This is a genomic window from Rubrivirga aquatilis, assembly GCF_046845665.1.
Taxonomy (GTDB): Bacteria; Bacteroidota; Rhodothermia; order Rhodothermales; family Rubricoccaceae; genus Rubrivirga.
In genome coordinates this window covers 2,832,066-2,858,723 of the sequence record NZ_CP177355.1, presented here as the reverse complement: position 1 = coordinate 2,858,723, position 26,658 = coordinate 2,832,066, and the positions used below count along the sequence as shown (strand labels likewise).

Genomic DNA, 26,658 nt, shown 5'->3' with positions numbered 1-26,658 from the left:
ACATTCAACGACCCCATGGAACGCGACTTTCTCATCGACGGACGCGAGGCCGATGACCTCTCCGAGCTGGAGACGGCCATGGTTCAGGTGGTGCGGACGATTTACGATCCCGAGATCCCAGTGCCGATCTGGGACCTCGGCCTGATCTACGGGTGGACCATCGAGGACGCGGAAAACGCCGAGGACGGCAAGGACGTGGTGGTCAAGATGACCTTGACCGCGCCGAACTGCCCGGCGGCGGAGACGCTGCCGGCCGAAGTCGAGCAGGGCATTAACGCTCTGGAGGGCGTGGCGCACGCCCGGATCGATCTGGTTTTTGTGCCGTCGTACTCGATGGAGATGCTGAGCGAAGAGGCCCGGCTGACGATGGGGTTCATGTAGCCTTGCCCCGCGCGGGTCTTGTGCTGGCGGCGCGGAATCAATAGCGAGAGGCAGAGTGGGCAACGACGTTCCACCCGTGGGGGGTGAAGCGAGCGGCACCCGTGTGGGCACGGACGCTGAAAGGGTCGGGCATCCCACCGCACTCTCTCTCCCTCGTCCCGATGACCTCGACCACCGCCGCGCTCGACTCCGCCTACCGACAGGCCGAGCGCACGCTTCGCAAGCCCAGCTCTGCCGTGTGGCTGCGGAGCGTCTGCGTCCGCACCACGCGATTCGACGAGGCCCTCGACTTTTACGTCACCGCGCTCGGGCTCACGCTCGGGGACCTTGGCGTGCACCCGCTGACGGCCCAGCCCCGCGCCCAAATGCTCGACGCCGAGGGCCACAAGGTGTTCGAACTCGTCGAGTCCGCCGACGCCGACCAGCCGGGTGTCCACGAGCTGGCGTTCGCCATGCCGCGCCGGATCCTGACGCTCCTGCGCGCCCGGCTCGACCGTCAGGGCATCGACTACACGGACCTGGGCGGCGTGCTCTACCTCCGCGACGTGGACCACACCCTGTTGCGGATCGAGGGGCTGTAGCCGGGCGCGGTTGCGGGGCCGGCCCGGCCCGTGGGGGGTCCGGAGCCGGCCCGCGATCGCGCCCTTACCAGCCTCCCGATGCGCCACCGCCGCCAGAGGAGCCACCACCGCCGCTAAAGCCACCACCGCCGCCCGACGAACTCGAGGCCACGGGCACCGAGTACGAACGCCCGTCGACGATGACGGTCTTGGCCCCGCGCTTGCGGGCCTTCGCGAATGCCGCCTGCTTGGCCCGGTTGTGCCGGCGTTTGGGGCCCCAGGTCGGGTGCCGCTCCAGCCAGCGGTTCAGGAGGATCAGCAGGACCGGGGCAGCGAGCACGACCGCGAGGGCCACGTACCCTGAGAGCGTCAGGATGTACAGGCCCACCCCGGTGAATATCCCCCCCACGACGCCGATGAAGCCCGCCGACAAGTCGCCTTTGGTGCCGGTGGCGCCGGACACGACGATCGGCGTCACCGTTCCGAGCAGTGGGAAGAGGATCATCAGGAGCCCGACCACCATCCGCTCGCCCCAACCCATGTCCTCGATGCCGCCGCTGTCCGACGTGACGTACTCGCCGTCGACGGCTTTGACGATCGACTCGGCGCCAGCCAACACACCCGCGTCGAAATCGCTGTCGCGGAAGCGGGGCGTGATCTCGTTGCGGATGATGGAGCCGGCGGTGGCGTCGGTCAGCGCCCCTTCGAGCCCGTAGCCGACCTCGATACGCAACTCGCGGTCGCCGACGGCCACGAGCAGCAGCACGCCGTTGTCGCGGTCGGCCTGCCCGAGGCCCCACGTCCGGAACACGTCGGTCGCGTACTCCTCCAGGATGGCGCCCTCGAGCGACGGGATGGTGAGCACGGCGATCTGGTTGCTCGTCGAGTCCTCGTGCGCCGCCAGCCGAGCCGTGATGGCCGCCTCGGTTGAGGGCGAGAGCACCTCCGCGAGATCGACCACACGACCGGTGAGCGGCGGGACCGCGAGCGACTGGGCGTCGACGGAGGGCGCGGCCAGCAGGGCGAGCACGAGCGCTGCGGCCCTCATTCGTCCCGGACCCGCACGTCGTCCGACAGCTCGTCCGTGTCGTCCTCACGGAGGGCGACGCCCCGGCGCTCTAAGAGATCGCCGCACCGCGCGACCGCCGCGACCAGGCCGGCCGCCAGCGAGCGCTCGCGGATGCCGTCCCGGATCCGGTCGACGATCTCGACCCACTCCTCCTGCTCCACCCTCGCGTTGATGCCCGCGTCGCCGACCACCTCGATCCGGTGCTCAAACAGAGAGACGAAGAGCAGAATGCCGGTCCGGTCGCGCGTGTCGAACACCTCCTCCTCGATAAACGCGACGGCCGAGCGGCGGTGGACGGTCGTGTCTAGCTCGTCGGCCCCGGCGAACAGGCGGCGCACCGGGCCGGCCAGGGTTGCTGCGGCTCCGGCCACGCCCCCCAACGTCATGACGAGCGCCAGCGCCCACGCCGAGTAGAGCCAGCCGAGGCCCCACCCGTCGTAGAGCCAGGCGACCGCGAGCGCCGCAACGCCGGCACCGAGGGCGACGACGGAGGCGGCGCGCCAGACGGCGACCGGGTAGTCGCCGCTTTGTCGGACGACGTAGGGCACGATCTCGCCCGAGGTCCGGGTCTCGGCCTCGGCGACCGCCACGCGGATCATCTCGCGCTCGGCGTCGGAAAACAGGGGGGGCTTACTCATGTCGGAGGACGGCGAGGTCGGGGGTGGCGGCGAGCCGGCGCAGGAGCGCGGCGACGCGGGCGGGCGGGGTCCGCGCAATCTGGTCGGCGAGACGCGCCGCGTCCTGCGGACGCCGCGCCGGGCGGAACTGGCCGGGCTGTGCGTAGAGGTCGGCAAAAGCCGCGAGCACGGCGGCGGGCTGGCGGGCCTCGGCCTCCGCGGCGTCACGGGCGGCGCGGAGGGCGGTGTCTGCGAGCGGAGCGAACAGGTCGGCCGGGGCGTGTCCACCCACCGCGCGGACCGTGAGGCGTCCGCTCGCGAGCGAGAGCGTCACGTCGGCGCGGTCGGCGAGCGCGAGTGCCACGATGCGGGCGGGGGCGAGGTCGTCCCACTCCGCGTCGACGGCGGCTTCAGTTACGGCCGGACCCCGGGCGGCGAGAGTGTCGCGGCGGTCGAAGCGGGCCTCTTCGAGCAGCGCCAGCGGCGGCCGGCCCCGGATCGCGCCCAGCTCGTTGGCGACGGCAGCCTCCACCCAGTCGGCTCCGGCGGATCCATGCAGGAACACCCGAAAGGCCTCGGGCCGGTCGAAGGCATCGCCGATCGATGCGGAGCGTGGGCCTCGGGACGGCGGGGGACCAAGCGACGGGTGCGCCAGGTCCTCGGCTCGCGCGTGCGGGGTGCCGTCCGGCGAACGCTCGAACAGCGCGCGGACGGCGCCGAGCGCGTCAGCGATCCCATCCGCCCACCCGCTGGCGACCCGGCGATCCAGTCCGACGTGGGCGGAGAGCGGGCCCCATCTCGCCGAACCGCTCTCGGCGAGATCGGCCGCGAGGGCGGGGGGGAGGTTCGCGAGCCCGCCCGGCCCATCGACACGGACGGTGTAGCCCTCGGCCTCGCCCTGTACGTAGACGACGACCAGCCCGTTGGCCAACGTCCATTCGGTCGCCTGGGCATCCGGATACACGGCACGGCGATCAATGCGCAAGCGGGGCGCTTGCGGGGGCTCCGGCGGGAGGAGCTCCTCGACCACGGGTGTCTCGACGACCCGGACCGGCGGGGGGGCTGGTAGATCGACTCGTGCCTCGGGAGCTGGCGTGGCCACCAGGGGAGGGGTGGAGGTCGCGCACCCGGCGGCGGCGAGGGCGAGCAGGAGGGGCCAGAGACGCATGGTGAAACCTACGGCGCGCCGGGCGTCCGCCACCGACGGGCGATCAGCCGGGACGCGCCCAGGCTCAGCGCCGCCAGCGCGACCGACGCGAACGCAAGCTGCACCGTCGCGGCCTCGCCGCCGACCTGCTGGAGCCGGCTGTACAGCGCCAGCGGCAGTGTCTGTGTCCGCCCGGGCAGGTTGCCCGCGACCACCAGCGTCGCCCCAAACTCGCCGAGCCCCCGCGCAAAGTGAAGCGCGGCCCCGGCCGCCACAGAGGGCGCCGCGAGGGGGACCACGACGCGGCGCCACAACGCCCACGCCGTGGCACCATCGACACGCGCGGCGTCAAGCACGTCGGGGCGGACACCCTCGAATCCGACCCGGGCAAGCTGGACGAAAAGGGGGAGCCCGACAACGGCGGACGCCAGCACAGCCGCCAACCCGGTGAACGCGACGGTCCGAGGCAGTACGGCCAGCAGCGCGTAGCCGGTCACGACGGGCGGGACGACGAGGGGCAGGAACACCACGAATTCGACCCCGCGCGCCAGCATCCCCCGGCGTCCGGCCAGGAACCACCCGAGTGCGAGCGACGGTCCGAGCGCCAGTAGCGTCGCGGCCCCCGCCACGCGGAGGCTCAGGCCGACGGCAGCCCAGTCGGAAGCCGTCATCGGAGGAGAAAGCCCGCGCCGGTCCAGTCTGCCCCGACGAGTTGGTCGAAGGCCGAGCGAGCGGTCTCATCGAGCAGCGCGGCCTCGAAACGGACCGCGACCGTGTCCGGGAAGGTCCAGACGACACGGGCTCGGCCGCTGGCGACGGCGTCGCTGGCGTAGACAACGGCCCGGTCGGCAGCGCCGGTCTCGACGGCCACGAGGGCGGCGCGGACGTCGCTCGCCACGATGCGGTCCAGTCGACCCCACAGCGCCTGCGGGATGGCGCGGCGGGCATAGCGCCCCGCCGGCGCGTGTGTGTCGTCGGCGATCGCGATCCGCCCGACGACGGCTTGCGCCAGCGACTCCGCGTGGGGGGTGTCGGCCGGCCCGACGACGACGAGCCGGCCCCTCGCGACAACGCGTCGGTCGAGGACGGGCACCCGCTCCGCCAGCCAGTCAATCCAGTCGGGGTCCGCGGAGACCAGCATGTCGGCGGGTGCGCCAGCGGCGATCTGGCGGGCCAGCACAGACGACGCCGCAACGCTGACCGTGGCGTCGGGTATGGCGCTGCGGACGACCTCCGCTGTGGAGGCGGCGGCGAACATCACCGGGCCCGGGGGCGGCTCAGCGCAGGCGGCGACCGCCAAGGCGAGGGCGGCCACGGCCGCGCGGCTCACGGGGCGGGCGAGGCGGCGATCCGGGCGAGGGCGGCCTCGGCCCGCTGGCGGACCGCACTCCCCGGCGGGGCCTCGGCGATCACGCGCTCGAACGCCACGCGGGCGCTGTCGACGCGCCCGATCATCATGCGGCGCTCTGCCAGCAGGTAGGTCGCGTCGAGGTTGCCCGGGTCGGCCTCCAGCACAGCGCGGAGCTCCTGGATCGGGCGCATCGGGTCGGACGGGTCGAACGTCGCCGCCTCCGCCAGCGCGACGCGCACCGAGGGGGAGTCCTCGATGGCCAAGCTCTTGTCGAAGTCCTCGATCGCTCGGCGGGCCCACCGCACACTCGACGTGGGGTCGGACTGGACGCTGGTGAACGCCGCCGTGAGATAATACCGGCCCGACTCGTACCAGCCCGACGCGGTGCCCTGCGCGGCGAACTGGTCGGCCGCCACCTGGAGCGAGTCGGGGAGGGGCGGGGCGCCCGGGGGGATCGGCGCGGCCTCGCCGATGGCCTCGCCCACTGGCTCCGGCGTCGCCTCCGGGCGCGGGGCGACGATGGTCAGCAAGTAGAGGGCGACCACAGCCGCGAGCCCGAGCCCAACCACGATCAGCCCCTTCTTTCCGGCATCAGAGGACGGGCGCACTGCGGAGCGATCCGCGGTCGGCGGAGGGAGTGCCTCGGCCGCGATCGGCGCCCCGCACGCGTTGCAGAAGCGCGAGCCGGGAGGGGAGACGTGACCGCAGCTGTCGCACGCCGGTCCCGCCGAGGCAGCGGGAGTCGGCAGGACGGCGGCCTCGGGGGCAACGGCGGGGGTGCCGCAGAGATCGCAGGCGGCGGCGTCGGGCGCGAGGGCGGCGCCGCAGGACGAGCAGGCAGGCATGGGACTACGGCTGGGCGCCGACGAGACGCTCCGCTCCTTCGTCCTCGACCCGGCGGCGGAACTCCTGGGCGGGCTTGAAGACCGGGACCATGCGGCGGGGCACCGGCACGGGCTGGTCGGTGCGCGGGTTGCGGGCTGTTCGGGGCGCGCGCTCGACGGCGCGGAAGGTGCCGAAGCCTCGGAGCTCCACACGGTCGCCTTCGGAGACGGCGTCGAGCACGGAGTGCATAAACCCGTCTACGACCGCCTCCGTCTCCATTTTGGTGAGGCCAGTGGCCTCCGCGATTCGGTCGACGATTTGTGCTTTGGTCACGGGACGGGGGCCTGGCGGGGATCCATGATACAGCCGGCGGGTGACGGTGGCGGAGCCGCCCCGGATGGAGTTAGATTTCACGCAGCCAGACTGGTTGCCCCCCGTCCCCCAACTGATGCGCGTACTGTTCGTCGCCGGCGAAGTCGCCCCGTTTTCCGAGACGACCGAGACCTCTCAGGTCTTGCGCGTCATGCCCGAGGCCCTTCAAGAGCAGAAGGACGTCGAACCGCGCATTCTGATGCCCCGCTACGGCGTGGTCTCAGAGCGCCGGAACCGCCTTCACGAAGTCATCCGCCTGTCGGGTGCTGAGATCGCCGCTGGCGATGCCTCAGACACCCTCAAGGTGAAGGTGGCCTCGATCCCTGGAATCCGGCTCCAGGTCTACTTCATGGACTCCGTCCACTTTTTCAAGCGGAAGGGGCTGCACCAAGACCGAAAGACGGAGGCCGTCTTCGAGGACAACCCTGCGCGGGCCTTGTTCTTCGCTCGCGCCGCCTTGTCCACCGTCGAGAAGCTCGGCTGGGGACCGGACGTGGTCCACGCTGCCGGCTGGATCAGCGCCTTCGTTCCGCACGTGCTCGCGAACGAGCTGGGCGAGAGCGAGCTGTTCGCCGGCTGTCGGTCGGTCTACACGCCCGACGGGCCCGGCGGCTACAGCCACCTGCTCTCGGAGAGCGAGGCCACCTCGCTGGGCTTGCCCGCCGAGTACGCGGGCCGTTCGCTCCGCGACATCGGTCTGACCACGGCGGATGCCGTGGCGTATGTCGGGGACGACGTGGCTGCGGACGGCGAGCCCGAGGGCCCAACGCTCACGGCCGATCCGGAGACGGTCGCCGAGACGGCGGCGGCGCTCTACGCCAGCCTTGATCCGGCGCTCGCGGCGTAGGAGGACGGGGACCGTCGTCGGTCCCCACCCCTGCACACCTCGCCCCCCCCCGCGCCCGTCTCTCGGGATCGCGGGGCCGGTGTGCCGTGCCCGACGCGAGTTCTCCTCCCGGGCGCCCCGCGGAGCAGCGGCAGGGGCCCTTCGCGGTCCCGGACGGCCGCGTGCGTCCGTTCGCTCGGTCGAACTTGCCAGGCCCGGGGCGCGCCCTCCTGAACCACAGGCCGGTCGGGGCCCACCAGCGAGAGGTCTCAGGGGATCGGCATGGTGCAGGCAGAGACTCCTCGGTCTGCTGAGATGTCGCTGGTACCGCGTGGGGCGATCGCTTCCGGCCGCGGCCCCTTTTCGCACGATCCGCCCGGACGTGCGGACGGTCGAAGGGTAGGCTTCGGGTCCTTTCGGGGCCGCCCCACGCGAAACGCGCCGAGGCCCCGTTGACAGCGCGCCCCGCCCGACCACCCGATCCCTTCGTGAGATTCTTCGCCGCCGCGCTCGCGGTACTCGCCCTCGCCGCCTGCCAGGACCCCGCCGGGGTCGGCCTCGGCCTCATCGACGAGGAGCAGCTCAACCCCAACGTCCGCGCCATCGCGCTCGATGGGCTGACCGTCTTCGACGACAGCACCGTCGCCATTGGCATCGCCGACCCCTCGAACTCGCTGGCGCAGCCGCGCGTGCTTGCCGGCTCCGTCGCCGACCCCATCTTCGGGGACGTGCGCTCGGTCGCCTACGTCGACTTCCTGCAGAACTCGGACGTCGAAGCCGCCGACGCGGCCGACGTGACCGAGGTGTGGCTGGAGCTCAACCGGGCGTACGCCTATGGCGACACCACGACGGCGCTGCCGCTGGAATTGCGTCAGATCCAGGGCACGAACACGTGGGAGGCGGACCGCGACTACCCGTCCGACACGCTTCTCGCCGTCGGCGACGTGCTGAGCACCACGACGGTGGTGGCTGCGGACACGCTCCGCCGCTTCGACCTCCCCGCGGAGTGGGTGACGGCCAACGCCCCGACGCTCGTCAGCGGCACCTTCGGCACCGACTTCGAGGGCTTCGCCCTCCAGGTCCCGGCCGACTATCAGGCCGCGCCCGGTGTCGTTTTCGGGTTCGACACGTTCTTGTCCCGAGGCTCGGGGCTGCGCGTGGTGGTGGCTGGCGACACCGTCACCTTCGCGCTCTCCGAGGTCTTCTCCTCGGTCACCACGACGCCGCCCGCCGCTAGCGACGTGTTCCCCGCTCGGGCCACGTCCCGAGCAGGCCTCACCTTTTCCGCCAGCCTCGACGGGGTCGGGACGGCCGCGCTCGCCCGGGCCCGCGTGCGCCTTCCGATCCTCAACGGGCTCGCGCAGGACGGCGCCTTCGTCCGTCCCATCGCACCGGTTTCGTTCTTGTTCGGCGTCCGTGAAGAAGGCGCGACCCGAGTGCGCGATTTCTTGGGGACGGTCGTTTACGATGAGGGCGACGATGAGCTGAAGGTCAACGACACCAATGCCTTGACCGCGGCCATTCAGGCCGCGCTGCTCAACCCGGCCACGGCCGGCTACGACCGGTTCGAGGTGGTGACCAACCCGGCCTCAGCGTCGCTCGACATTCTACCGGTGATCGTGCCCGACTCGCCCGACACTGTCCAGCCCCGGCTGACCCTGACCCTGGTCGGCGGCGGCCAGTAGGCCGCCCCCGTCGCTTCTCTGCGCGGCAACGATCCCGCCGCGCGTGTGTCTCTTCCGTACGCCCCCGCCTGTATGCGCCTGCTCGCGCTCGCCCTCCTCGCCGCCACCGCCCTCGGTGCTCAGGCCCAGGGCACCAACAACTACGGCTCCATCTACTCGCTCTACGGTCTGGGCGAACGCGTCGAGTTCGGCTCGGCCCAGTCCGCGATGCTCGGCCACGGCGGCGTCGCGTTGCGGTCGGGGAGCTACGTCAACCTGTCGAACCCGGCGCTGTGGTCCGACCAAGCGTTGACGACGTTCTCCGCCGGCGCCTCGGTCGCCACGGTTCGGGGCGAGGACGCCTTTAGCGACGACACCAGCGTCGGGACGGCGGGCGACCTGTCGTCGCTGCACCTGGGCATCCCGCTGATCCCCTCCAAGCTCGGGTTGGTGTTCGCGTACCGGCCATACTCCCGCGTCAACTACCGGGCAGCCATCCGAGACTCGCTGCTCGTCGACGACGAGATGGCGGCGTACACGCTCAACCAGGAGGGCGCCGGGGGGCTCCAGCAGCTTTCGGGCGGGCTCGGCCTCAAGCTCGGCAACGTCGTCCAGCTCGGCGCCAGCGCCGACGTGTTCTTCGGCAGCCAGGAGTTGCTGCAGCGGACGCAGTTCGACCAGACGGTCTACCTCGAAACGCGCCAGGGGCGGGTCACCCGCTTGCGCGGCGTGACGGCCACCGTCGGCGGCGCCGTCACCGGCCGACAGCTCTTCCGCGAGGACGATGCGTTGACCGTCGCCGCCGCGCTCACGCTACCCACCAACCTCTCGGCCTCCCGCACCGTCACGCTCGGCGAGAGCCTGGACCGCGACACGTTGCGCGCGCCGGACGGCAGCCTGTCCCTCGACGGCGACGTTCGGATGCCCCTCGCCGCTCGCGGCGGCGTCGCCTACCTCTCCGGCCTGCGCTGGCTGGCGGCCCTCGACGCGAGCTACGAGCCGTGGTCCGGGTTCGAGAGCACGCTCCCCGTCGGCGGCTTCGACGACGCCGCAGGGCTCGACGTGCTCCGCGACCGGTACCGCATCGGCGGCGGGATCGAGGTGACGCCTGCCGGGCGCGACCGCCGAGCCCCCGTCTTGCGCCGCGCGGCCTACCGCGTGGGCGGCTACGCCGAGCGCGGGCTGTACGCCCCGTCGGGCGAGGACGTGACGACCGTCGCCCTGACCGGCGGCGTCTCGATCCCGAACCGCCTCACCGGCGCCCGCTTCGACCTCGGCTTCGAGCTCGGAACCCGAGGCTCCGCAGAGGGCGTACTCGTTCGCGATACCTTCCTGAAGGGTACGCTGACGCTCAACTTCGGTGAGCGCTGGTTCATCCGCCGTCGGTTCGACTGACCCCACCCACTCCACTTCTCCGGCTCATGCGCCCGTCTCGCCTCGTCTTCGTTCTCGCCTTCGGCATCTTTGCCGCCTGCGCCCCGCCCCCTACGGGCACCAGCTCGTCGAGCTCGGCCAACGAGCCGTTCGTTCCGGACACGCCCACGGATTACGGCCCCGGCGACTATTGCTCGGACACCTACGTCCTGATTCAGCCGACGACGCGGGCCAACTTCAGCCTGGGCAGCGAGTACTACCGCAACGGCGACACCTGCGCGGCCTACCCGTACATCAAGCACCTGCTCGCGACCGAGCCGCTGTTCACGGGCGAGGACCCCGACGACCGCAACTACCTCCGGATGGCCTCCATCTACGAGGACTTCGCGGCCCAGCTCGACTCGACGAGCCGGGACGAGCGCATTGCGTACCTCGACTCCGCGCTGGCGTCCCGCCGGATGGGCGTTGAGGCCATGCGGCGCGAGGGCATCGCCTTCGATAGCTACCTCCGCGACCTGCGGCAGGGCTTCTTCTACTTCCAGAACGCCGCCTACTACGACGACGCCGAAGAGAAGCAGTTCGAGGCCTTCAGCCGCGCCCTCGAGGCACAGCCGGACAGCCTGGAGGACTGGTACGTGAACCAGATCTATGTGACGTCGCCGGCTCAGTTCTCGGAAGAGCTCCCGAACCCGGAGCGCGCCGCATTCATCCGGAGCCTGGCCGAGGTCGTCGACGACCCGGCACTGAAGCAGAACTACACCTTGTACGCCGAGTACGTCGAGTCGGACCCGGCCGAGTCCGGCGGCATCACGGTCGGAGACGACACGGCTGTCATCCGGCTGATCACCGACCTCAGGAACGGCTCGATCGCGGACAACGCCGCGCTCCAGTTGCTCGCGGTGGTGATCCAGCAGCCCGAGCGTATCGAGGCGCTCGACGAGGACGTGGCCGAGCTCCGGTCGCAGCTGCTCCGGCTGCCGGCGGTCACCAACCAGGTCGACAACCCGCGGACGCTCTTTGCGCTGGCGCTCCAGAACTATCGCGACGGGAACTCGGGCGAAGGCAGCCGCCTGTTCGACCGGGCGATTGCGAACGCCCAGTCGAACGCCCAGCGCGCTGACTTTTTCTACTCGCGTGGGGTGAGCCCGTACGGTGGCGCCTCCGACTTCAACCGCGCGCTCGAGTACTTCCCGAGCCACGGCCCGTCGCTGTACCGCCGGGCGGGTCTGATCGCCAGCTCGGTCGGCCGTCCGTCGTCCCTGCGCGGCCGGTTCGCCTACTGGTGCCTCGCCGACATCTACCGCAACGTGGCGGCCTCGACGAATGACAGCCGGATCGCGAGTGCCTCGCGCCGCGCGGCCGCCCAGTACGAGCGCGCCGGCCCGAGCCGCGAGCAGTACTTCCTCGAGGGCTACTCGCCGGGCCAGTCGGTCGGCTCCAGCCTGGGCGCCTACGGCTCCTGCACGACGCGCGTCCGCTAGGCGGCTGCGCTCCGTCCAGTTCGTCGACCGGCCGCCTTCCGATGGGAGGGCGGCCGGTTTTTTTTGTCGAGGCCGCCCCGCGCGGTTGGGCGCTCGGATCTCTTCCTGTACCATTGTACCCGTACATCACGGTTCTCCTATGCGGTTGACTCTGGTCCTCGCCCTGCTCCTCCCGGCTTCCGCCGCCGCTCAGATCGACCTGACGGCGACGCCGAAGTCGGTCCGCTACACGCTCCAATTCCTCCAGCAGCAGGTCCATCCGAGGATGTCTCCAAGCGAGGACCCTGTCGAGTGGTGCATTGCCGATGCGTACCGGATCATCTCGGAGCAGTCCACGAACTCGCGCATCGAGGCGGCCAGTCTGCGAGTCGCCGCTCAGTACGAGGCCCACGCAACACGGCGTCTGCAACGGCGCCCCGCTGGGCTGACGGCGCCCGAGGGGACGGAGGTGGTCGTCCACGTGACGGACCGAGCGGTCTGCCGGACCCGGGCGAGGGTGCCCACCCCCTCGCGCGGATAGTCAGCGGCTCGAAAGCGACGAACCGCCAGCGGAAGGGCGGCCCGCCCAAACTGCTTGGCTGGAAGGGCTTTTGAGTGCCCGACCCGACTGCCGTCTCGAGCGCGGCACGGTACCTTGGGCGGTCTCCCAACCCGCGCTCGCATGTCTGTCATCGCTTCCGTCCACGCCCGCCAGATCCTCGATAGCCGGGGCAACCCGACCGTCGAGGTCGACGTGATCACCGACGACGGGGCCGTGGGCCGCGCCGCCGTGCCTTCGGGCGCCTCGACCGGCGAGTACGAGGCCGTCGAACTCCGCGACGGAGACCCGGATGTCTACCTGGGTCGCGGCGTGCTCAAGGCGGTCGCGAACGTGAACGACACGATCGCCGGCGAGGTCGCCGGGATGGACGTGCTCGATCAGCCGGCGCTCGACGCTCTCCTACTCGAGATCGATGGGACCGACAACAAGGCCGCGCTAGGCGCGAACGCCTTGCTTGGAGTCTCGCTGGCCACCGCTCGCGCGGGCGCCGTGGTCTCCGGGTTGCCCCTCTACGCCTACCTCGGGGGCGCGAACGCGCGCCGGCTGCCGGTCCCGATGATGAACATCATCAATGGCGGCAAGCACGCCGACAACTCGGTGGACTTGCAGGAGTTCATGGTGATGCCCGTCGGCGCCGAGTCGTTCTCGGAGGGCCTGCGAATGGGGGTCGAAACGTTCCACCACCTCCAGGCCGTCCTCAAGGGCAAGGGCTACTCGACGGCCGTCGGCGATGAGGGTGGGTTCGCGCCGAACCTCAAGAGCAACGAGGAGGCCATCGACGTGATCCTAGAGGCCATCGACCGGGCGGGCTACGAGGCTGGGGAAGACATCTACATCGCCCTCGACCCGGCCGCGTCGGAGATGTACGAGGACGGCGAGTACGTCTTCTACAAGTCCGACCCGGACCGCAAGCTGAGCTCCGAGGAAATGGTCGAGTTCTGGGCCGGATGGGTCGATGAGTACCCGATCATCTCCATCGAGGACGCGATGGACGAGAACGACTGGGACGGGTGGGCCTCGCTCACCGAGCGTGTCGGCGAGACCATTCAACTCGTCGGCGACGACCTCTTCGTGACGAACACGACCCGGCTGCAGCGCGGGATCGACGAGGAGACGGCCAACGCCATCCTCATCAAGCCCAACCAGATCGGGACTTTGACCGAGACGCTGGAGGCCGTGGAGCTGGCGCACCGCTACGGATACGCGTCGGTGATGAGCCACCGCTCGGGCGAGACCGAGGACACCACGATCGCCGACCTCGCCGTGGCCTGCGGCTGCGGCCAGATCAAAACGGGCTCCGCCTCCCGCAGCGACCGTCTCGCGAAGTACAACCAACTCTTGCGGATCGAAGAGATGCTCGGGGACTCGGCCGTCTACCCAGGCATGGAGGCGTTCCGCTTCTAGCGCAAAAAAACGCCCGCTGGCCTTACGGGGCCAGCGGGCTACGGTGGTGAACGTGGGACGGCACGTCAGTCACCTTGGCCTAAACAACGGCGAGACTTTCAACCAGGTGCCAACGGGGTGTGCAATTCTGGTCACTTCATGCCGGATTCAGGGTTTTCCCTGTGCGAGGGGCCTGTGCGCCTGTGAATCCTCGTAGGGTTGGCCAGACGGGCGCCGCCATCGGCCCGGCCAAACGGTGTTCCAACGTGCAACTCGTGGGTTGACTAGTCCCGATCCCAAGTGATCCGGTCGCCCTGCACGAGCCCCAGTCGCCGCGTGACGCCCGCCTCGACCTCGACGACGAATTGGGTCGGGCCATCCGAGAGAAGGTTGTCGTTCGAAAACGGCGTGGTGCCGTATGCCACGTTGAGCAGGGTGGAGTCGGCGCCGTAGAACTGGATGTCCAGTGACCGGGGCGTGTTCGCCATGTAGAACGCTTGGGGCTCGGCTCGGGGGAAGATGAACAGCATGCCCGTGTCCTCGGGGATGTCGGTGCGCTGCATGAGCCCGCGGCCCCGCGTCGAATCGGTGTCCGCGATTTCGATGGCGATGGTCTTCAGCGTGTCGGTGCCTCGGAGGAATGAGAGGGTGCCGTCAATCTCGAACGGGATGCCTGAGGGGCTCGCGTCTACCGGAGCGGGGGCGGGGTCCGTGGCGTCAGCGCAGCCGGCGGCGAGGAGGGTCAGAACAAGGAGGGCGGAGCGCATAGGCAGCAGAATGGGGATGGGAAAGCTACCTGTGAGGAGAGGGCGTCAGCCCACGAGCCGGAGCGCGACGGCGTCGGCGACGGCGGCGCCGTCGATGGTGAGCCGCACGCGGCGGCCGTCGACGTCGAGGAGGCCGGCACCTTCGAGCGCCGCCAGCTCGGCGCGCTTGTCCGTCAGCAGGTCGACGCCGTAGTCGCGCTCCAGGCGGTCGAGGTCGAGCCCGTCGACGAGGCGGCGGAGGCCAAGGAGCACGGCCTCGTCGGCCAGCTCGTCAGGACCGATCGGCTCGCGCCAGTCGACGGGGCTCTCGCCCGCGAGCACCAGTCCCTGCCACCGGCCGAGGTGCGCCACGTCCGCCCAGCGCCAGCCCCGGCTGCGCGTCTCGCGCCAGAACGAGTGCGCGCTCGGGCCGATGCCGACGACCGTCGCGTGCGTCCAGTAGCCCTCGTTGTGGCGGCTCCGCTTGCCGGGCTGGGCGAACGACGAGACCTCGTAGTGCTCGAATCCGTGCGACGCGAGGTAGTCGTGCGTGAACAGGTATCGCTCGCGTAGCGCCTCATCGCCCTCGGGCACCACGCGGCCGAGATCGACCAGTTTTCGGAGCGGCGTCCGGTCCTCGACGGTCAGGCTATACGTCGAGACGTGCGTGGCGCCGAGTCGGACGGCCTTCTGGAGGTTGGCGCCCCAGTGCTCGAACGGCTGGTCCGGGACCCCGAAGATGAGGTCGACGGAGACGTCGCCGATGACGCCGACGGCCGCCTCGGTCCCAGCCTCGGCCTGGACGGCATCATGGGCGCGGTTCATGAACGTCAGGTCCTCGTCGAAAAACGACTGGACGCCGAGCGAGAGGCGCGTGACGCCCAGGCGCTTCGCGGCGCGGAGCCACGTGGCGCCCCCCGGCCCGGCCAGGTCCTCCGGGTTGGCCTCGACGGTCACCTCTGCCAGGTCGGACGTGTCGAAGTGCTCGTGCGCGGCGTGGACGATCCGCCCGAGCGCGTCGGGCGACAGGAGCGACGGCGTCCCGCCTCCGAGGTACAGCGTCGCGAGGGGGGCCCGGTCTCGGAACTCTGCGCCCAGCCGCGCCGCCTCCGTCTCGACCGCCTGGACGTACGGCCCCTCTGCGATCCGGGTCGTCGTGAAGTAGAAGTCGCAGTACACGCAGCGCTGCGTGCAGAAGGGGACGTGGACGTAGAGGCCAGCCAAGGGTCGGGCGCGTGGTAGTCTGGGCCCCCAACCCCCGACCCCTGACATGGGTGCCCTCGCGAATCGAGTCATCGTCACTGCAGAGAACCGCGTCGGCGTCGCCATGCCGTACCTGACGACGCTGGCGAACGCCTCGGGCGCCGCGTTTGCCAAATGGATGCTGGCGATGCCCGCCGCCGACCACCGCAAGGCCGCGCCGCGAGAGGCGTGGCACCTCGCACGGCTCGGCGCGACGGTCGCCCAGGACTGCGGGACGTGCGTCCAGATCGTCGTCACCGTCGCGCGGCGCGACGGCGTCGGCGCGATCCTGCTCCGCCAGGCGCTCGACGACCCAGACACCTTGTCCGACGACCTACGTGAGGCCTACGCCTTCGGCCGGGCCGTCGCCTCCCAAGCCGACGACGTGGCGGACCACGCGCGAGCCATGGAGGCCCTGTTCGGGCACGACGCCCACGTCGAGTTGGCGATGGCCGTCGCTATGTGCCACATCTTTCCCGTCCTCAAGCGCGGGCTGGGGCAGTCGCTGGCGTGTGCCCTCGTCACCGTCGACGTGGAGTGACCCCGTCGCCCCTCGGCAGGCTCTGACAACACGCTGGCGCGCCCTCGTCCCGTCCTTCCGCACCCCACCCGACTCTCCGTGCTCGACTTTGCCCTCTTGGCCGGCCAGATCGCCGACTTCGCCGCGTACCGCGTCGAGGAGGACCGCTCGCATGCGGACCGGCTGGCGCGCGGCCACCAGGCGCTGGCGGACGCCGCACCGGATTGGGAGGCGCTCCGCGACCGGGCGGTCGGCATCAAGGGGGGGCTGCTCCGTGCGATCCCAACCACGACGCCTGATGGCGCCCACGCCTGCGAGCCGCGTCCGAAGACGGTCACCGTCGTGGCGACGGATGGCTCGCAGATCTTCCCCGATCGCCACGTCGAGCCGAGCTGCTACCTGCTCAACGTCGGCCGCGTCGCCTTCCACTACGGCACGCTCGACGCCCCGCTCATCCAGGCCGAGCCGTCGCTGCGCTACCGCCAGCAGGACCTCGACGAGCTCCAGGCCGACGACGACGCCCAAGCCTCCCCGCTCGACGTGTCAACCGAGGTGGTGTCCGCGCTCCGGGACGAGCTCGAGCTGTCGTGGCTGTTCGAGACCGCACTCGCCGAGCGCCGGAGCGGCCGCCCCGTCCTCGCGATGGCCGACGGGACGCTGATCCGCTGGATGCTGCGGGGCATGAAGAACCGCCGGCTGGAGACGACCCTGCTCGCGCGCTATGTCGCCGTGCTTGACCGCTTCCGCGCGGCCGGCATCCCCGTCTGCTCGTACGTCTCGCGGCCGGGCAACGCCGAGGTCGTCAACCTGCTCCGCCTGTGGCGCGACGAGCCCGACTGGGAGGCGTCGCCGGACTCGCTCCGCGGCCTGCACGACCGCCACCTGTTCGAGCGCCACCTCGACGGCGACCACCGCTCGGCCGTCTTTCTGTCGCGGAGCGAGGTGCTCTCGGCGTACGGCGAGCACCGCATCGGCGCGTTCTACGTCCGCGGGTGCGGCGAGGTCGGCCGCGTCGAAATGCCGGAGTGGGTGGCCCACGGTGGCGACGAGCACGGGCCGTGGCTGGACCTCATCCACTCCGTCGTGCTCGACCAGTGCGAAAAGGGGGGCGGCTACCCGATCATCCTGCAGGAGGCGCACGAGCGCGCCGTCGTCCGGGCGCGCGAGAAAGAGGTGTTCTACCGGATCCTGGCGCGCCAGGCCCGCCGCTCCGGCGCGGGTGCGCCGACGTACTCCGGAAAGTCGGCGTCAAAGCGATCGCCCCGGGTATAGCTCGCTGCGCTCGCGGAAATTCGGAACGGGGAAATAGGAACGGGCAGACTCATAGCTCATGCTGGCGCCCGCCCATACGGCGCTGCATTTTCCGACCACCGACCACCGACCACCGACCACCGACCACCGACCGCATGCCCCTCGCCCCGCCCGTCGCCGAAGTCATCGCCAGCAGCACGCGCGAGGTGGTCGCCGAGGTGTACCCCGAGGCCGAGGTCCCCGCCTTCGGCGACTGGGTCGAGATCGCCGTCGACGGCGGAAACGTACTCTACGGGATCGTGAGCCACGCCGAGACCGGGAGCGTCGAGCCGGGCAGACAGGCCGTCGCGCTCGGGGCCGACTACGACCGCGACCGGATCCGCCGCGAGATGCCGCAGATCCTGGAGCTCGTCCGCACGACCGTCCGCGCCCAGATCCTGGCCTATCGCGACGCGTCGGGGCACGTCCGCCAGACGTTGCCGCCGCGCCCCCCCGAGCTCCACGACCGCCTTCGGCTGGCGGGGCCCGAGGCCGTCGCCGCGCTGGCGGCTCCGTTCGACGTGCTCCGCACGTTGGCGCGCAACCCCGACCCGGCGGTCCCCGCCGACGACCTGCTGGCGGCCGCGCTGCGCAACCTGCGCCGCTCGCACGGCGGCGGCGCCGACGGCGACGACGTGTTGGTGGCCGCCGGCCGCGCCCTCGCGCGTCTCCTTGACGACGATCACGAGCGCCTGCAGTCGATCCTGCGCCGCGCCGTCTAAAAGATGACGCCGGTGCGGACGGCCAAAACGGGCGTGGTTTCGCGCTCCCCGATCACGAGCGACGGGTTGACCTCGACGAACAACGAGGTCTCGGTGAGCGGGATGGCCCAGCCGTACCCCGCGTGGAGCGTCAGCCCGCCGCCGCCGCCGCTGAGCGGCACCATCCCGCCGAACCCGCCCATGAGGTACCGCGCCGCGCCACGGCCGGGGAGCGTCACGATGATGGACGCCTGAGGGTTCGCGACGTAGCGCGCCTCGCCAGCGCCTTCGAACAGGTGCGCCCCGACGCCCAGGCTCGCCGCCAGCGACAGGTCGGCGTTGACGGGGAGCGCGGCTCGGGCGCGCAAGCCGATCGAGGGGCCGTCGGGGATCAGCGATTGATTCGTGATGGCCGTGGCCACGTCGAAGCCGACGCCGATGCGGGGGGGCGCGTCGCCGAACCGCTGGGCGAGCGCGGGGACGGATCCGAGAAGAACGGCGGCAGCGAGAACCAGGAGGCGCATGGCGGGGTCGGTGGGGGACGGAACACTCGCGACACACGACTCGCCGCGCCACGAGCGCCCAAGGTACCGACCATGCCCGACGAATCTCTCCCGATCCCCGCCCACGCCGGCGACGGCGCCCCCGCCAACGACGTCCAGGACGCCCGCCAGTCCGGCGACCCCGACGCCTTCCGCCCGCTCGGCCATACGCCCGAGGGCAGCTCGCGCGGCTACGACCCCACGGCCTACGACGCGCTCGACTTTTACCGCATCGACGACCTGCTGACGGACGAGGAGCGCGACGCGCGGGACCGCGTCCGCGCGTACGTCACCGAGCACGTCCTCCCCGAGATCGAGCAGCACGCGCAAGCGCTGACGTTCCCGATGGACGTGGCGCGGGGGCTGGCGGCGCTCGGCTGCGTCGGCCCTACGATCCCGACCGAGTACGGTGGCCGGGGCGCGTCGTCGGTCACGTATGGCCTGATGATGCAGGAGGTCGAGCGCGCCGACAGCGGCTTGCGCTCGTTCTGCTCTGTGATGGGCTCGCTCGTGATGTACCCGATCTACACCTACGGCTCCGAAGAGCAGAAGCGCCGCTGGCTCCCCCGGCTGGCGACCGCCGACGCCATCGGCTGCTTCGCGCTCACGGAGCCCGAGGCGGGCTCGGACCCCGGATCGATGCGGACGCGCGCGCGACGCGACGGCGACGACTACGTGATCACCGGCCACAAGCGGTGGAGCACGAACGCCTCGATCGCGGACGTGGCCGTCGTGTGGGCCAAGGACGACGCCGGCGACGTGCGCGGCTTCCTGGTCGAGACCGACCTGCCGGGCGTCTCGACGCCCCGGATCATGGACAAGTGGTCGCTGCGCGCGGCCGTGACCAGCGAGGTCGTGCTCGACGAGGTCCGCGTGCCCGCGTCGGCGATGCTGCCCGGCGTCAAGGGCTTAAAGGGGCCGCTGTCGTGCCTGACGCAGGCGCGGTACGGGATCGCGTTCGGCGTCATCGGCGCCGCTCTCTCGTGCTACGACGCGGCGCTCCAGCACACGACGCGCCGCGAGCAGTTCGGCCAGCCCGTCGCCGGCTTCCAGCTCGTCCAGAACCACATCGCCGACATGCTGGCGGACATCACCAAGGCGCAGCTCGTCGCGTGGCGGCTGGGCCGGATGAAGGACGCCGGGACGATGCGCCCCCCGCACGTCTCGCTGGCGAAGCGCGACAACGTCCGGATGGCGCTCGCCGTCGCCCGGCAGAGCCGCCAGCTCTTGGGCGGCAACGGCGTCCTGGGCATCTACCCGGTGATGCGCCACATGGCGAACCTCGAGTCCGTGGTCACCTACGAGGGGACGGACGAGGTCCACACGCTGGTGCTGGGGATGGACGCGACGGGGATCAACGCCTTTTCGTAACCGCCAGGAGGCGGCGCCGTAGCCTGCGGTCCCCACCCCGCCGATCCCATGGAGTTTTTCGAGCTGCTCACCGTCGCCGCCATTTTCATCGGCATGCCCTGGGTCGTCTTCACGGGCGTCGCCAAGGTCAAGGCCGCCAACCGCCCGGGGGGCGGCTCCGAGATCCGCCGCAGCGAGCTCCAGGCCATGATCCGCGACGCCGTCGACGACGCCATCCCGGACATCGAGCGCCGCCTCCAGTCGCTCGAAGCCATCGCCATCGACGAGGACCTGGCGCAAGATCGGATTGACTCGTCGATCCTGGCCGATGCGCTCGACCACGACGAGTTCGACGACGTCGCCGAGTTCGAGCGCCGCCGCGCGCGGTCGTAGTGTCGGGCGTCCGCCCCGAGCACGACGACGCCTTCTGGCAGGCCCTCGCTGCGCGGGAGTGGCGGCGTGTCCGCTGGCGGAAGGCCCGGTCGCCGGACGCCCCGCCCGAGGACGCCGTCTGCCTCGCGTTCGGCCTTCCGATTCACCGGACGGGCACCTACTACGTCCGCCCCGCCTACACCGACGGCACGGACTGGCTCAGCCAGCAGGCGTACGACGCGATGATCCGAAGGACGGGCGCGCGCCGGGCGTCGCGACGCACACGCGGGCGCGACTAGTCGCCGCCGAGCCCGAAGGGGAGGTCGAGCCGGGTCCCGCGGCTGATCGGCACGTCGGCCGTGTAGACCATCTCGTAGTCGTCGGTGTACGAGCGGACCGTCATCCGCGTCGGCGTCAGCGAGACGGCCATGAAGCCTGGCTTGCGGAGGGCGAACAGGGTGTTCGGCGTCTCGATCACCTCGCGCGTCAGCGAGCCCGCGCCGGAGACGAAGTAGTCGATGGGGGAATTCACCGGGCGGTGGTGCTGGAGGTTGTGGTCGTGGCCGGCGAAGTAGACCTGCACGCCGGTCCGCTCGAAGACGGGGACGAGCCGTTCGATTAGGCGCTCGTTGTCGGAGTACCGGATCGACCCGACGTAGATGGGGTGGTGGCCGACGACCACCTTCCAGGCGGCGTCGGACTCGTCGAGCGTGCGCTCCAGCCACGCCATCTGGTCGTCGACGTCCCAGTCGCCGGTGTCCGAAAAGCGGCGCTGGTACTCGGCGGGGTACGCCAGCGGCGTCGTGTCGATAAACACGAACAGCACGTCCGTGTCGTCGTTGACCGCCAGCGTCTCGGCGTAGTACTGAGCCGGGAGGTACCACCGCTCGGACGTCTCGGTGTAGCCGATCTGCGCGGGCACGTTGCCCTGCCAGTCGTGGTTGCCCAACGTAGCGTACCACCGGCTCTGCAGGACGGGCGCCGTGTAGATCGCCTCGTACGACCGCTCCCACTTGGGGTCGTCGACGTCGGTGACGCCCGCGAGGTAGAAGTTGTCGCCGGTCGATATCGTGAACTCGGTTCCGAGCCCGGCGCCGATCGCGCCCATCGCCTCGGCGACGGAGGCCTGGTTGAAAAACCCGTTCCGCCCCCAGTCCCCCACGACGAGGAAGTTGAGCGCCGTCGAGTCGAACGGGGCCACCTCGGCGCCCTCGACCGAGACGACCGCGTCCGGGACGCGCTGGCCGACGGGCATGGGCGTGCCGCAGGCCCACACAAAGGGGGCGAGAACGAGGAGGAGCGCGGCGCGGGTCATGTCCAATCCGTGGGGGCTATCACAACGCCCTTCGGGCCGTCCGTCGTTCCCTAGCGCACGACCTCCACGCGCTGCCCGAGCCCGACTGAGACGCGGACCTCCCCGTCGACCGTGAAGGCGGCCTCGTCACCATCCACGAGCACTTGGGCGGGTGCGGCGTCGAGGCCGTGGACGACCACGTCCCAGCCGATCCACTCCGGCACGTAGCCGGTCCCGCCTTCGGTGGCGGAGACGACGATCCGGTCGCCGTCGTCCTCGACCGCCAGCGCGTACTCGACGTGCGGCCCGTGGCCGTCGCCCGCGTCCTCGTAGAGCGTCGACGTGTGGCGGCCGGGCGCGGGGAAGACGTGGAGCGCGAGCCGGTCGACGGGCTCGCCGGTGTGCTGGCGGACCGGCGCGAGCGGGACGACGGAGCCGGCGCGCGCGAAGAGCGGGGTCCGGCCGAGCGGCGTGTCGATCCAGACCGTCTGCCGCTCCCCGTAGCGCTCGCCGCTCGCGAGGTCGAACCAGCCGCCCGGGTTGGCGGGCAGGTACACCTCGCCCTCGCGCTGGCCCTCGGCGACGACGGGCGCCGCCAGCAGGTCGGCGCCGAGGTAGAACTGGGGCGGGTCCGTCGCCCGGATCGTGGCGTCGGTCGGGTGGACGAGCGGGAGCGGGCGCAGCATCGGGGTGCCGTCGGTGGCCGCCTGCCACAGCGCGGTGTACAAGACCGGGAGCAGCCGGTACCGGAGCTCAATCGCTTCGCGGCACACGCGCTCGACCTCGTCGCCGAACAGCCAGGGCTCCTGACGGGGCGTGTCAATCGCCGAGTGGTTGCGGAAGAGCGGCGTCAGCGCGCCGACCTGCGTCCACCGCGCCATCAGCTCGCCCGTGGGCGTGCCGACAAAGCCGCCGACGTCCGCGCCGGTGACGGTCATGCCGGAAACGCCGAGAGAGAGGCACGTCTCGATCGCGAGCCGCAGGTGGTCCCACGTGGCCGTGTTGTCGCCGGTCCACGAGATCCCGAACCGCTGGCCGCCCGCGTACGACGCGCGCGTGATGATGAATGGGCGCTTGTCGGGCGCGAGCCGGCTCAGCCCCTCGAACGTCGCCCGCTGCATCTGCATGCCGTAGACGTTGTGGCCCTCGGCGTGCGTGCCGCCCTTGCCGTCGAAGTCGTGGAGCGCGTGTTCGGGGATCGTGCCGACCTCGGTCTCGGCGTCCATCGAGCCCTCGACGTGGGCGACGCTGAACAGCGCGGGCTCGTTCATGTCGTTCCACACGCCGTCGACGCCCTGCGCCAGATACTCCTCGTGGAGCTCGCCCCACCACCGGCGCACGCCGGGGTCGGTAAAGTCGGGGAAGGCGCACGTGCCGGGCCAGACCTCACCCTGGACTTCCTGCCCGTCGGGGTAGGTGACGTACGCGTCGCGGTCGACGCCCTCCTGATACACGTCGTAGTCCGGGTCGTCCGCCTTCACGCCGGGGTCCACGATGACGATGGACTTGAAGCCGCCGCCGGCGAGATTCGCCAGCAGGCCGGGCGGGTCGGGAAACTGCTCGCGGTCCCAGGTAAAGACCCGGTAGCCGCGCATGTAGTGGATGTCGAAGTACAGCGCATCGCAGGGGATCCGGCGCTCGCGGAACTGGCGCGCGATCTCGCGGACGTCGGCGTCGCTGCGGTACGAATACCGGCACTGGTGGTAGCCGAGCGCCCACCGGGGCAGCATCGGCGTCCGGCCCGTCAGACGCGAGTACAGCCGCGTCACGTCGAGCGCGGTCGGACCGCGCAGGATGTAGAGGTCGAGCGCGCCGCCGTCCGCCTCCCAGCGCATCCGGTCGGGCTCTGAGGCGCCCAGATCGAAGCGGGAGCGGAAAGCGTTGTCGTAGAACAGCCCGACCGCGTCGCCGTCGCCCTGCTGGACGACGAGCGGGACCGACTTGTACAGCGGATCCGTGCCGCGCTGGTACTTGAAGGCGTCCGTGTTCCACATCTCGACGGCGTGCCCGCGCCGGTCGAGCGCGAGCGCCTTGTCGCCGAGCCCGAATAGCCGGTCGGCGGGCGCAAGCTGAATGTGGTGCGCGAGGCGGTCGGCCGCGAGCGGGCCCGACTCCACGAGCGTCTCCCCGCTGGCGCGGTCCGTGACGGTGAACGCGCCCGAAGCGCGGTCGACGGCGATCGCCAGCGTCGCCGTCTCGATGGTGACCGTGCCGTCGTGATCGCGCACGTCCCACTCTGGCTCGTCCCACTGTGTGTCGGGGTCGAGGGCGTACGACACGCGCTCCGAGAGCGCCTCGCCCGGCCGAACGTGGCGGACGCGCACGACGTCGTCGCTGAGGGCGTCGAGGTGCAGGGTGCCGGCGTCGGTCGCGATCTCCAGGGCGCCGGCCTCGATAGCTGCTTCCACTAGGCCACCTCGACGGTCTGGACGTCCGTCCGGGTGCGCACCACCAACCACGTGCCGTCGAGCGTCGCGGACGTGTCGCCGTCGAGTGCATCCGCCAGCGCGACAGCGGCGCCGTCGACATTCACGGCTCGAACGTGCCCAAGGCTTGACAGCGGGAATCGCCACTCGAACTCGCGGTAGGGGAGACCCCGCGAGCCTTCGCGCTCAACGGTTGCCGCAGCCCCGTCCATCACGATACCGAGGCGGAGGTGGTCGGACGGGTCGGGCGAGTTGCCGTCGTCGAAGTAGAAGGCGGAGCGGCCGGCGCCGGGGACCGCCCACAGCGTGAGCGTCTCGGGCTCGCCGTCGCGCGTGTGCAGGCGCGGCGGGTCGAGCGCAACGACGCCGCCGGCGCGGGCGTACAGCGGCATCGTGTCGAGCGGGGCGTCAACCGTGTGCGTCGTGCCGCCGTCGTACGACTCGCCTGTCCACACGTCGATCCATCCGCCGGGCACGTCGGGGAAGTAGACCTCCCGCTGGCGCGCGCCGTCCTCGACGACGGGGCAGGCCATCAGTGTGTCGCCGAGCATCATCTGGTCGTCGCGGCCCTGGTGCGTGTGGGCGTCGCCCGGAAACTCGAGCGCGAGTGCGCGGAGGGGCGGGATGCCCGTCCGGCTGGCGTGCTCGAAGGCCGAGTAGATCGTCGGCATCAGGCGGTAGCGAAGTTTGAGGTAGCGGCGGCTGATGGCCTCGACCTCGGGCCCGAAGCTCCACGGCTCCTGCTCGGGGCACGACTCGTGCGAGTAGTGCGTCCGCATAAACGGGTACAGCACGCCGGCCTGAATCCAACGAGCGAACAGCTCGGGCGTGGGGCTCCCGGCAAACCCGCCGATGTCCGGGCCGCAAAAGCCGACGCCGCTCAGCGACAGGCTCTGGCAGATGCGGAGCGACAGCAGCAGGTGGTCCCAGCTGGACACGTTGTCGCCGGTCCACGCCGCGCCGTAGCGCTGGCTGCCCGAGAAGCACGCGCGCGTGAGGAGAAACGGGCGGCGGTCGGGGGCGATCGTCCGCATGCCCTCGCTCGTGGCGCGCGCCATGAGCAGGCCGTAGACGTTGTGGGCCTCGCGGTGGTCGGTCTCGCCCGTTCCTCGGTCGTCGTACGCGAACCGCACGTCGTCGGGGAAGTCGCGGCCGCCCAAGATGGCGGGCTCGTTCATGTCGTTCCAGATCCCGGCCACGCCCGCGTCGGTGTAGGCCCGGTGCTTGTCGCCCCACCACGCGCGCGCCGTCGGCTTCGAAAAGTCGGGCCAGTGGACGTCGCCGGGCCAGACGGTGTCGGTAAACGGCGAGCCGTCCGGGTTGAGGCAGAAGTGGCCGCCCGCCAGCCCCTCGTCGTAGGCGACATAGCCCGGGTCGACCTTGACGCCGGGGTCGACGATCACGACGGTCCGGACGCCGAGCGCGTCGAGGTCGGCCGTCAGCGCCTCGGGGCCCTGGAAGTTGTCCATCTCCCAGGTAAAGACCCGGTAGCCGTCCATGTGGCCGATGTCGAGGTGGATGCACTCCAGCGGGAGGTCGCGGCGGCGCGACTCGTGGGCGATCCACCGGGCGAAGCCGGCGTCGTGGTAGTTCCACCGGCTCTGGTGGTAGCCGAGCGCCCACGTCGGCGGGAGCGGCGTCCGGCCGGTCAGGGCGGTGTAGCTCGCGAGCGGTGCTTTGAGGGAGGCGGGCTCGGTCGGGTCGGGCGCGAAGACGTAGTAGCGGAGCTCGCCGTCGTCCGCGCCAAACCACCAGTCATGGTCGGACTGCGCGCCGAGGTCGAGGTGCGAGCGGAACGTGTTGTCGAAGTACAGGCCAGCCGCCGTCCACGCCTCGTCGTGGGGCTGAAGGACGAGCGAGACCGGGATCGACTTGTAGATCGGGTCCTGCTCCGGCTGGTACGCGAACGTGTCGCTGTTCCAGAACGTCAGCTGCTTGCCGGCGCGGTCGAGCTCGAACGTCTTGTCGCCCTGCCCGAAAAAGCGGGTCTCCGGCTCAAGGGCCTTCCAGCAGCGCGAGACCGTCCGGCCGTCGACCTCGGCGAACCCGGCACCCGCGGAGTCGGCGAGGAACGGGCGGCCGTCGGCCGTCTCGAACGACAGACGACACGGCGACTTCCGGACGCGGACCGTCATCGCAGCCGTGGCGATCGTCCACTCGGTCCCGGCGTCGACGAGAGTGACCGGGTGGCCGGGCCACGTTCGGTCGGGGTCGAGGGCGTACGAGAACGGCGTCTCGTCGGGCCCGGCGCCGTGCCCGCTGGTGGCAAAGTCGCCCGTCGGCACCACGCGGACGCGAGCGACGTCGCCCGCCAGCAGGGAGACCGCCACCTGCGGGCCGCCGCAGTCGACGACGAGCGTCGAGCCCACCACGTGCGCAGAGACCGCATCTCCGAGGAGCGTGAACCGGTCGTCGGGGAGGGCGGCGAACGGGCGGGCCGCGGGGGCAGACGCGCCGGAATAGGTGCTCATCGGGTGGAAGCGCTTAACCCGCCCATGATACCCACGAGCCGTCCTGGCCTGAGTCCGCGAGACTCCCGTCGGCGCAGGCTTCGCGGACTCCGCGAACACAAACCGGCCCTGCC

27 protein-coding genes and 1 pseudogene are annotated in these 26,658 nt (G+C 71.0%); 14 read left to right on the top strand and 14 right to left on the bottom strand.

Going from position 1 to position 26,658, the window contains the following annotated elements:
- Positions 1-15 precede the first annotated feature (15 nt).
- Entirely contained in the window at positions 16-381 is a 366-nt protein-coding gene (locus ACLII4_RS12535) for an iron-sulfur cluster assembly protein (RefSeq protein ID WP_412067743.1), read from the top strand.
- A 161-nt stretch (positions 382-542) separates the two neighbouring features.
- Positions 543-962: a VOC family protein gene (locus ACLII4_RS12530; RefSeq protein WP_412067742.1), complete on the top strand. Its 420-nt coding sequence runs from the start codon at positions 543-545 to the stop codon at positions 960-962.
- Between the two features lie 64 nt (positions 963-1,026).
- Here the strand turns inward: ACLII4_RS12530 and ACLII4_RS12525 are convergent, their stop codons facing one another.
- The 8 genes and pseudogenes from ACLII4_RS12525 to ACLII4_RS12490 all read right to left on the bottom strand — a co-directional run bounded on the left by ACLII4_RS12525 (position 1,027) and on the right by ACLII4_RS12490 (position 6,283).
- Positions 1,027-1,989 carry a TPM domain-containing protein gene (locus tag ACLII4_RS12525; protein WP_412067741.1) on the bottom strand — a complete coding sequence of 321 codons (963 nt, stop codon included), beginning with the start codon at positions 1,987-1,989 and terminating at the stop codon, positions 1,027-1,029.
- Positions 1,986-2,648 carry a TPM domain-containing protein gene (locus tag ACLII4_RS12520; RefSeq protein WP_412067740.1) on the bottom strand — a complete coding sequence of 221 codons (663 nt, stop codon included), beginning with the start codon at positions 2,646-2,648 and terminating at the stop codon, positions 1,986-1,988. The genes ACLII4_RS12525 and ACLII4_RS12520 overlap by 4 nt, the downstream gene beginning before the upstream one ends.
- On the bottom strand, positions 2,641-3,795 hold the full coding sequence (locus ACLII4_RS12515; RefSeq protein WP_412067739.1) for a hypothetical protein: 1,155 nt from the start codon (positions 3,793-3,795) through the stop codon (positions 2,641-2,643). The genes ACLII4_RS12520 and ACLII4_RS12515 overlap by 8 nt, the downstream gene beginning before the upstream one ends.
- Positions 3,796-3,803: 8 nt before the next feature.
- Positions 3,804-4,445: a molybdate ABC transporter permease subunit gene (locus ACLII4_RS12510; protein ID WP_412067738.1), complete on the bottom strand. Its 642-nt coding sequence runs from the start codon at positions 4,443-4,445 to the stop codon at positions 3,804-3,806.
- A complete protein-coding gene (gene modA / locus ACLII4_RS12505) occupies positions 4,442-5,104 on the bottom strand; it encodes a molybdate ABC transporter substrate-binding protein (protein WP_412067737.1) in 663 nt (220 codons plus the stop codon). Before modA ends, ACLII4_RS12510 begins: the two co-directional genes overlap by 4 nt.
- Complete coding sequence (locus ACLII4_RS12500) at positions 5,101-5,733, bottom strand: tetratricopeptide repeat protein (protein ID WP_412070565.1); 633 nt, start codon at positions 5,731-5,733, stop codon at positions 5,101-5,103. The genes modA and ACLII4_RS12500 overlap by 4 nt, the downstream gene beginning before the upstream one ends.
- Before the next feature lie 63 nt (positions 5,734-5,796).
- Positions 5,797-5,970: pseudogene (locus ACLII4_RS12495) on the bottom strand (double zinc ribbon domain-containing protein); the annotation flags it as partial.
- A gap of 4 nt (positions 5,971-5,974) precedes the next feature.
- On the bottom strand, positions 5,975-6,283 hold the full coding sequence (locus tag ACLII4_RS12490; RefSeq protein WP_412067736.1) for an HU family DNA-binding protein: 309 nt from the start codon (positions 6,281-6,283) through the stop codon (positions 5,975-5,977).
- Between the two features lie 115 nt (positions 6,284-6,398).
- Here ACLII4_RS12490 and ACLII4_RS12485 point away from each other — a divergent pair, with 115 nt between their 5' ends.
- The 6 genes from ACLII4_RS12485 (at position 6,399) to eno (ending at position 13,612) form a co-directional block, all read left to right on the top strand.
- Positions 6,399-7,169, top strand: a complete 771-nt coding sequence (locus ACLII4_RS12485) for a glycogen/starch synthase (RefSeq protein WP_412067735.1) — start codon at positions 6,399-6,401, stop codon at positions 7,167-7,169.
- 467 nt (positions 7,170-7,636) lie between these two features.
- Complete coding sequence (locus tag ACLII4_RS12480; protein WP_412067734.1) at positions 7,637-8,833, top strand: hypothetical protein; 1,197 nt, start codon at positions 7,637-7,639, stop codon at positions 8,831-8,833.
- Positions 8,834-8,905: 72 nt separating this feature from the next.
- On the top strand, positions 8,906-10,207 hold the full coding sequence (locus ACLII4_RS12475; RefSeq protein ID WP_412067733.1) for a hypothetical protein: 1,302 nt from the start codon (positions 8,906-8,908) through the stop codon (positions 10,205-10,207).
- A 26-nt stretch (positions 10,208-10,233) separates the two neighbouring features.
- A complete protein-coding gene (locus ACLII4_RS12470; RefSeq protein WP_412067732.1) occupies positions 10,234-11,667 on the top strand; it encodes a hypothetical protein in 1,434 nt (477 codons plus the stop codon).
- Positions 11,668-11,806: 139 nt separating this feature from the next.
- Entirely contained in the window at positions 11,807-12,187 is a 381-nt protein-coding gene (locus ACLII4_RS12465; protein WP_412067731.1) for a hypothetical protein, read from the top strand.
- Positions 12,188-12,328: 141 nt separating this feature from the next.
- Entirely contained in the window at positions 12,329-13,612 is a 1,284-nt protein-coding gene (eno, locus tag ACLII4_RS12460) for a phosphopyruvate hydratase (protein ID WP_412067730.1), read from the top strand.
- Positions 13,613-13,875: 263 nt separating this feature from the next.
- Here the strand turns inward: eno and ACLII4_RS12455 are convergent, their stop codons facing one another.
- Positions 13,876-14,358, bottom strand: a complete 483-nt coding sequence (locus tag ACLII4_RS12455) for a DUF192 domain-containing protein (protein ID WP_412067729.1) — start codon at positions 14,356-14,358, stop codon at positions 13,876-13,878.
- Between the two features lie 45 nt (positions 14,359-14,403).
- A complete protein-coding gene (hemW, locus tag ACLII4_RS12450; RefSeq protein WP_412067728.1) occupies positions 14,404-15,561 on the bottom strand; it encodes a radical SAM family heme chaperone HemW in 1,158 nt (385 codons plus the stop codon).
- 46 nt (positions 15,562-15,607) lie between these two features.
- On the opposite strand from hemW, the gene ACLII4_RS12445 reads away from it, so the two are divergent.
- The 3 genes from ACLII4_RS12445 to ACLII4_RS12435 all read left to right on the top strand — a co-directional run bounded on the left by ACLII4_RS12445 (position 15,608) and on the right by ACLII4_RS12435 (position 18,111).
- A complete protein-coding gene (locus tag ACLII4_RS12445; RefSeq protein ID WP_412067727.1) occupies positions 15,608-16,120 on the top strand; it encodes a hypothetical protein in 513 nt (170 codons plus the stop codon).
- A 78-nt stretch (positions 16,121-16,198) separates the two neighbouring features.
- Positions 16,199-17,371 carry a DNA double-strand break repair nuclease NurA gene (locus ACLII4_RS12440; protein WP_412067726.1) on the top strand — a complete coding sequence of 391 codons (1,173 nt, stop codon included), beginning with the start codon at positions 16,199-16,201 and terminating at the stop codon, positions 17,369-17,371.
- Positions 17,372-17,505: 134 nt separating this feature from the next.
- Positions 17,506-18,111, top strand: a complete 606-nt coding sequence (locus ACLII4_RS12435) for a hypothetical protein (RefSeq protein ID WP_412067725.1) — start codon at positions 17,506-17,508, stop codon at positions 18,109-18,111.
- Here the strand turns inward: ACLII4_RS12435 and ACLII4_RS12430 are convergent.
- Entirely contained in the window at positions 18,108-18,614 is a 507-nt protein-coding gene (locus ACLII4_RS12430; RefSeq protein WP_412067724.1) for a hypothetical protein, read from the bottom strand. The genes ACLII4_RS12435 and ACLII4_RS12430 overlap by 4 nt on opposite strands.
- Positions 18,615-18,686: 72 nt before the next feature.
- Between ACLII4_RS12430 and ACLII4_RS12425 the strand changes: the two genes are divergently transcribed.
- The 3 genes from ACLII4_RS12425 to ACLII4_RS12415 are packed head-to-tail and all read left to right on the top strand — an operon-like array spanning position 18,687 to position 20,653.
- Complete coding sequence (locus ACLII4_RS12425; protein ID WP_412067723.1) at positions 18,687-20,003, top strand: acyl-CoA dehydrogenase family protein; 1,317 nt, start codon at positions 18,687-18,689, stop codon at positions 20,001-20,003.
- A gap of 48 nt (positions 20,004-20,051) precedes the next feature.
- Entirely contained in the window at positions 20,052-20,375 is a 324-nt protein-coding gene (locus tag ACLII4_RS12420; protein WP_412067722.1) for a hypothetical protein, read from the top strand.
- The gene (locus tag ACLII4_RS12415) at positions 20,375-20,653 is read left to right on the top strand and encodes a hypothetical protein (RefSeq protein WP_412067721.1); all 279 of its coding nucleotides are present in this window, start codon (positions 20,375-20,377) and stop codon (positions 20,651-20,653) included. The genes ACLII4_RS12420 and ACLII4_RS12415 overlap by 1 nt, the downstream gene beginning before the upstream one ends.
- On the opposite strand, the gene ACLII4_RS12410 is transcribed toward ACLII4_RS12415, so the two are convergent.
- From ACLII4_RS12410 to ACLII4_RS12400, 3 genes are read right to left on the bottom strand one after another with little or no spacing between them, the layout of a single operon-like run.
- Positions 20,650-21,669: a purple acid phosphatase family protein gene (locus tag ACLII4_RS12410; protein ID WP_412067720.1), complete on the bottom strand. Its 1,020-nt coding sequence runs from the start codon at positions 21,667-21,669 to the stop codon at positions 20,650-20,652. The genes ACLII4_RS12415 and ACLII4_RS12410 overlap by 4 nt on opposite strands.
- Positions 21,670-21,719: 50 nt before the next feature.
- Positions 21,720-24,056: a glycoside hydrolase family 31 protein gene (locus ACLII4_RS12405; protein ID WP_412067719.1), complete on the bottom strand. Its 2,337-nt coding sequence runs from the start codon at positions 24,054-24,056 to the stop codon at positions 21,720-21,722.
- Positions 24,056-26,545: a TIM-barrel domain-containing protein gene (locus tag ACLII4_RS12400; RefSeq protein ID WP_412067718.1), complete on the bottom strand. Its 2,490-nt coding sequence runs from the start codon at positions 26,543-26,545 to the stop codon at positions 24,056-24,058. The genes ACLII4_RS12405 and ACLII4_RS12400 overlap by 1 nt, the downstream gene beginning before the upstream one ends.
- Positions 26,546-26,658 lie beyond the last annotated feature (113 nt).

What these genes read in the sequence shown, in the direction of transcription:
- ACLII4_RS12515 (WP_412067739.1), bottom strand. Translation starts at nt 3,795, where the DNA reads ATGCGTCTCTGGCCCCTCCTGCTCGCCCTCGCCGCCGCCGGGTGCGCG.
- ACLII4_RS12470 (WP_412067732.1), top strand. Translation starts at nt 10,234, where the DNA reads ATGCGCCCGTCTCGCCTCGTCTTCGTTCTCGCCTTCGGCATCTTTGCC.
- ACLII4_RS12410 (WP_412067720.1), bottom strand. Translation starts at nt 21,669, where the DNA reads ATGACCCGCGCCGCGCTCCTCCTCGTTCTCGCCCCCTTTGTGTGGGCC.
- ACLII4_RS12535 (WP_412067743.1), top strand. Translation starts at nt 16, where the DNA reads ATGGAACGCGACTTTCTCATCGACGGACGCGAGGCCGATGACCTCTCC.
- ACLII4_RS12425 (WP_412067723.1), top strand. Translation starts at nt 18,687, where the DNA reads ATGCCCGACGAATCTCTCCCGATCCCCGCCCACGCCGGCGACGGCGCC.
- eno (WP_412067730.1), top strand. Translation starts at nt 12,329, where the DNA reads ATGTCTGTCATCGCTTCCGTCCACGCCCGCCAGATCCTCGATAGCCGG.
- ACLII4_RS12530 (WP_412067742.1), top strand. Translation starts at nt 543, where the DNA reads ATGACCTCGACCACCGCCGCGCTCGACTCCGCCTACCGACAGGCCGAG.
- ACLII4_RS12475 (WP_412067733.1), top strand. Translation starts at nt 8,906, where the DNA reads ATGCGCCTGCTCGCGCTCGCCCTCCTCGCCGCCACCGCCCTCGGTGCT.
- ACLII4_RS12445 (WP_412067727.1), top strand. Translation starts at nt 15,608, where the DNA reads ATGGGTGCCCTCGCGAATCGAGTCATCGTCACTGCAGAGAACCGCGTC.
- ACLII4_RS12420 (WP_412067722.1), top strand. Translation starts at nt 20,052, where the DNA reads ATGGAGTTTTTCGAGCTGCTCACCGTCGCCGCCATTTTCATCGGCATG.
- ACLII4_RS12400 (WP_412067718.1), bottom strand. Translation starts at nt 26,545, where the DNA reads ATGAGCACCTATTCCGGCGCGTCTGCCCCCGCGGCCCGCCCGTTCGCC.
- ACLII4_RS12510 (WP_412067738.1), bottom strand. Translation starts at nt 4,445, where the DNA reads ATGACGGCTTCCGACTGGGCTGCCGTCGGCCTGAGCCTCCGCGTGGCG.
- ACLII4_RS12520 (WP_412067740.1), bottom strand. Translation starts at nt 2,648, where the DNA reads ATGAGTAAGCCCCCCCTGTTTTCCGACGCCGAGCGCGAGATGATCCGC.
- ACLII4_RS12465 (WP_412067731.1), top strand. Translation starts at nt 11,807, where the DNA reads ATGCGGTTGACTCTGGTCCTCGCCCTGCTCCTCCCGGCTTCCGCCGCC.
- ACLII4_RS12430 (WP_412067724.1), bottom strand. Translation starts at nt 18,614, where the DNA reads ATGCGCCTCCTGGTTCTCGCTGCCGCCGTTCTTCTCGGATCCGTCCCC.
- ACLII4_RS12525 (WP_412067741.1), bottom strand. Translation starts at nt 1,989, where the DNA reads ATGAGGGCCGCAGCGCTCGTGCTCGCCCTGCTGGCCGCGCCCTCCGTC.
- ACLII4_RS12435 (WP_412067725.1), top strand. Translation starts at nt 17,506, where the DNA reads ATGCCCCTCGCCCCGCCCGTCGCCGAAGTCATCGCCAGCAGCACGCGC.
- ACLII4_RS12485 (WP_412067735.1), top strand. Translation starts at nt 6,399, where the DNA reads ATGCGCGTACTGTTCGTCGCCGGCGAAGTCGCCCCGTTTTCCGAGACG.
- ACLII4_RS12455 (WP_412067729.1), bottom strand. Translation starts at nt 14,358, where the DNA reads ATGCGCTCCGCCCTCCTTGTTCTGACCCTCCTCGCCGCCGGCTGCGCT.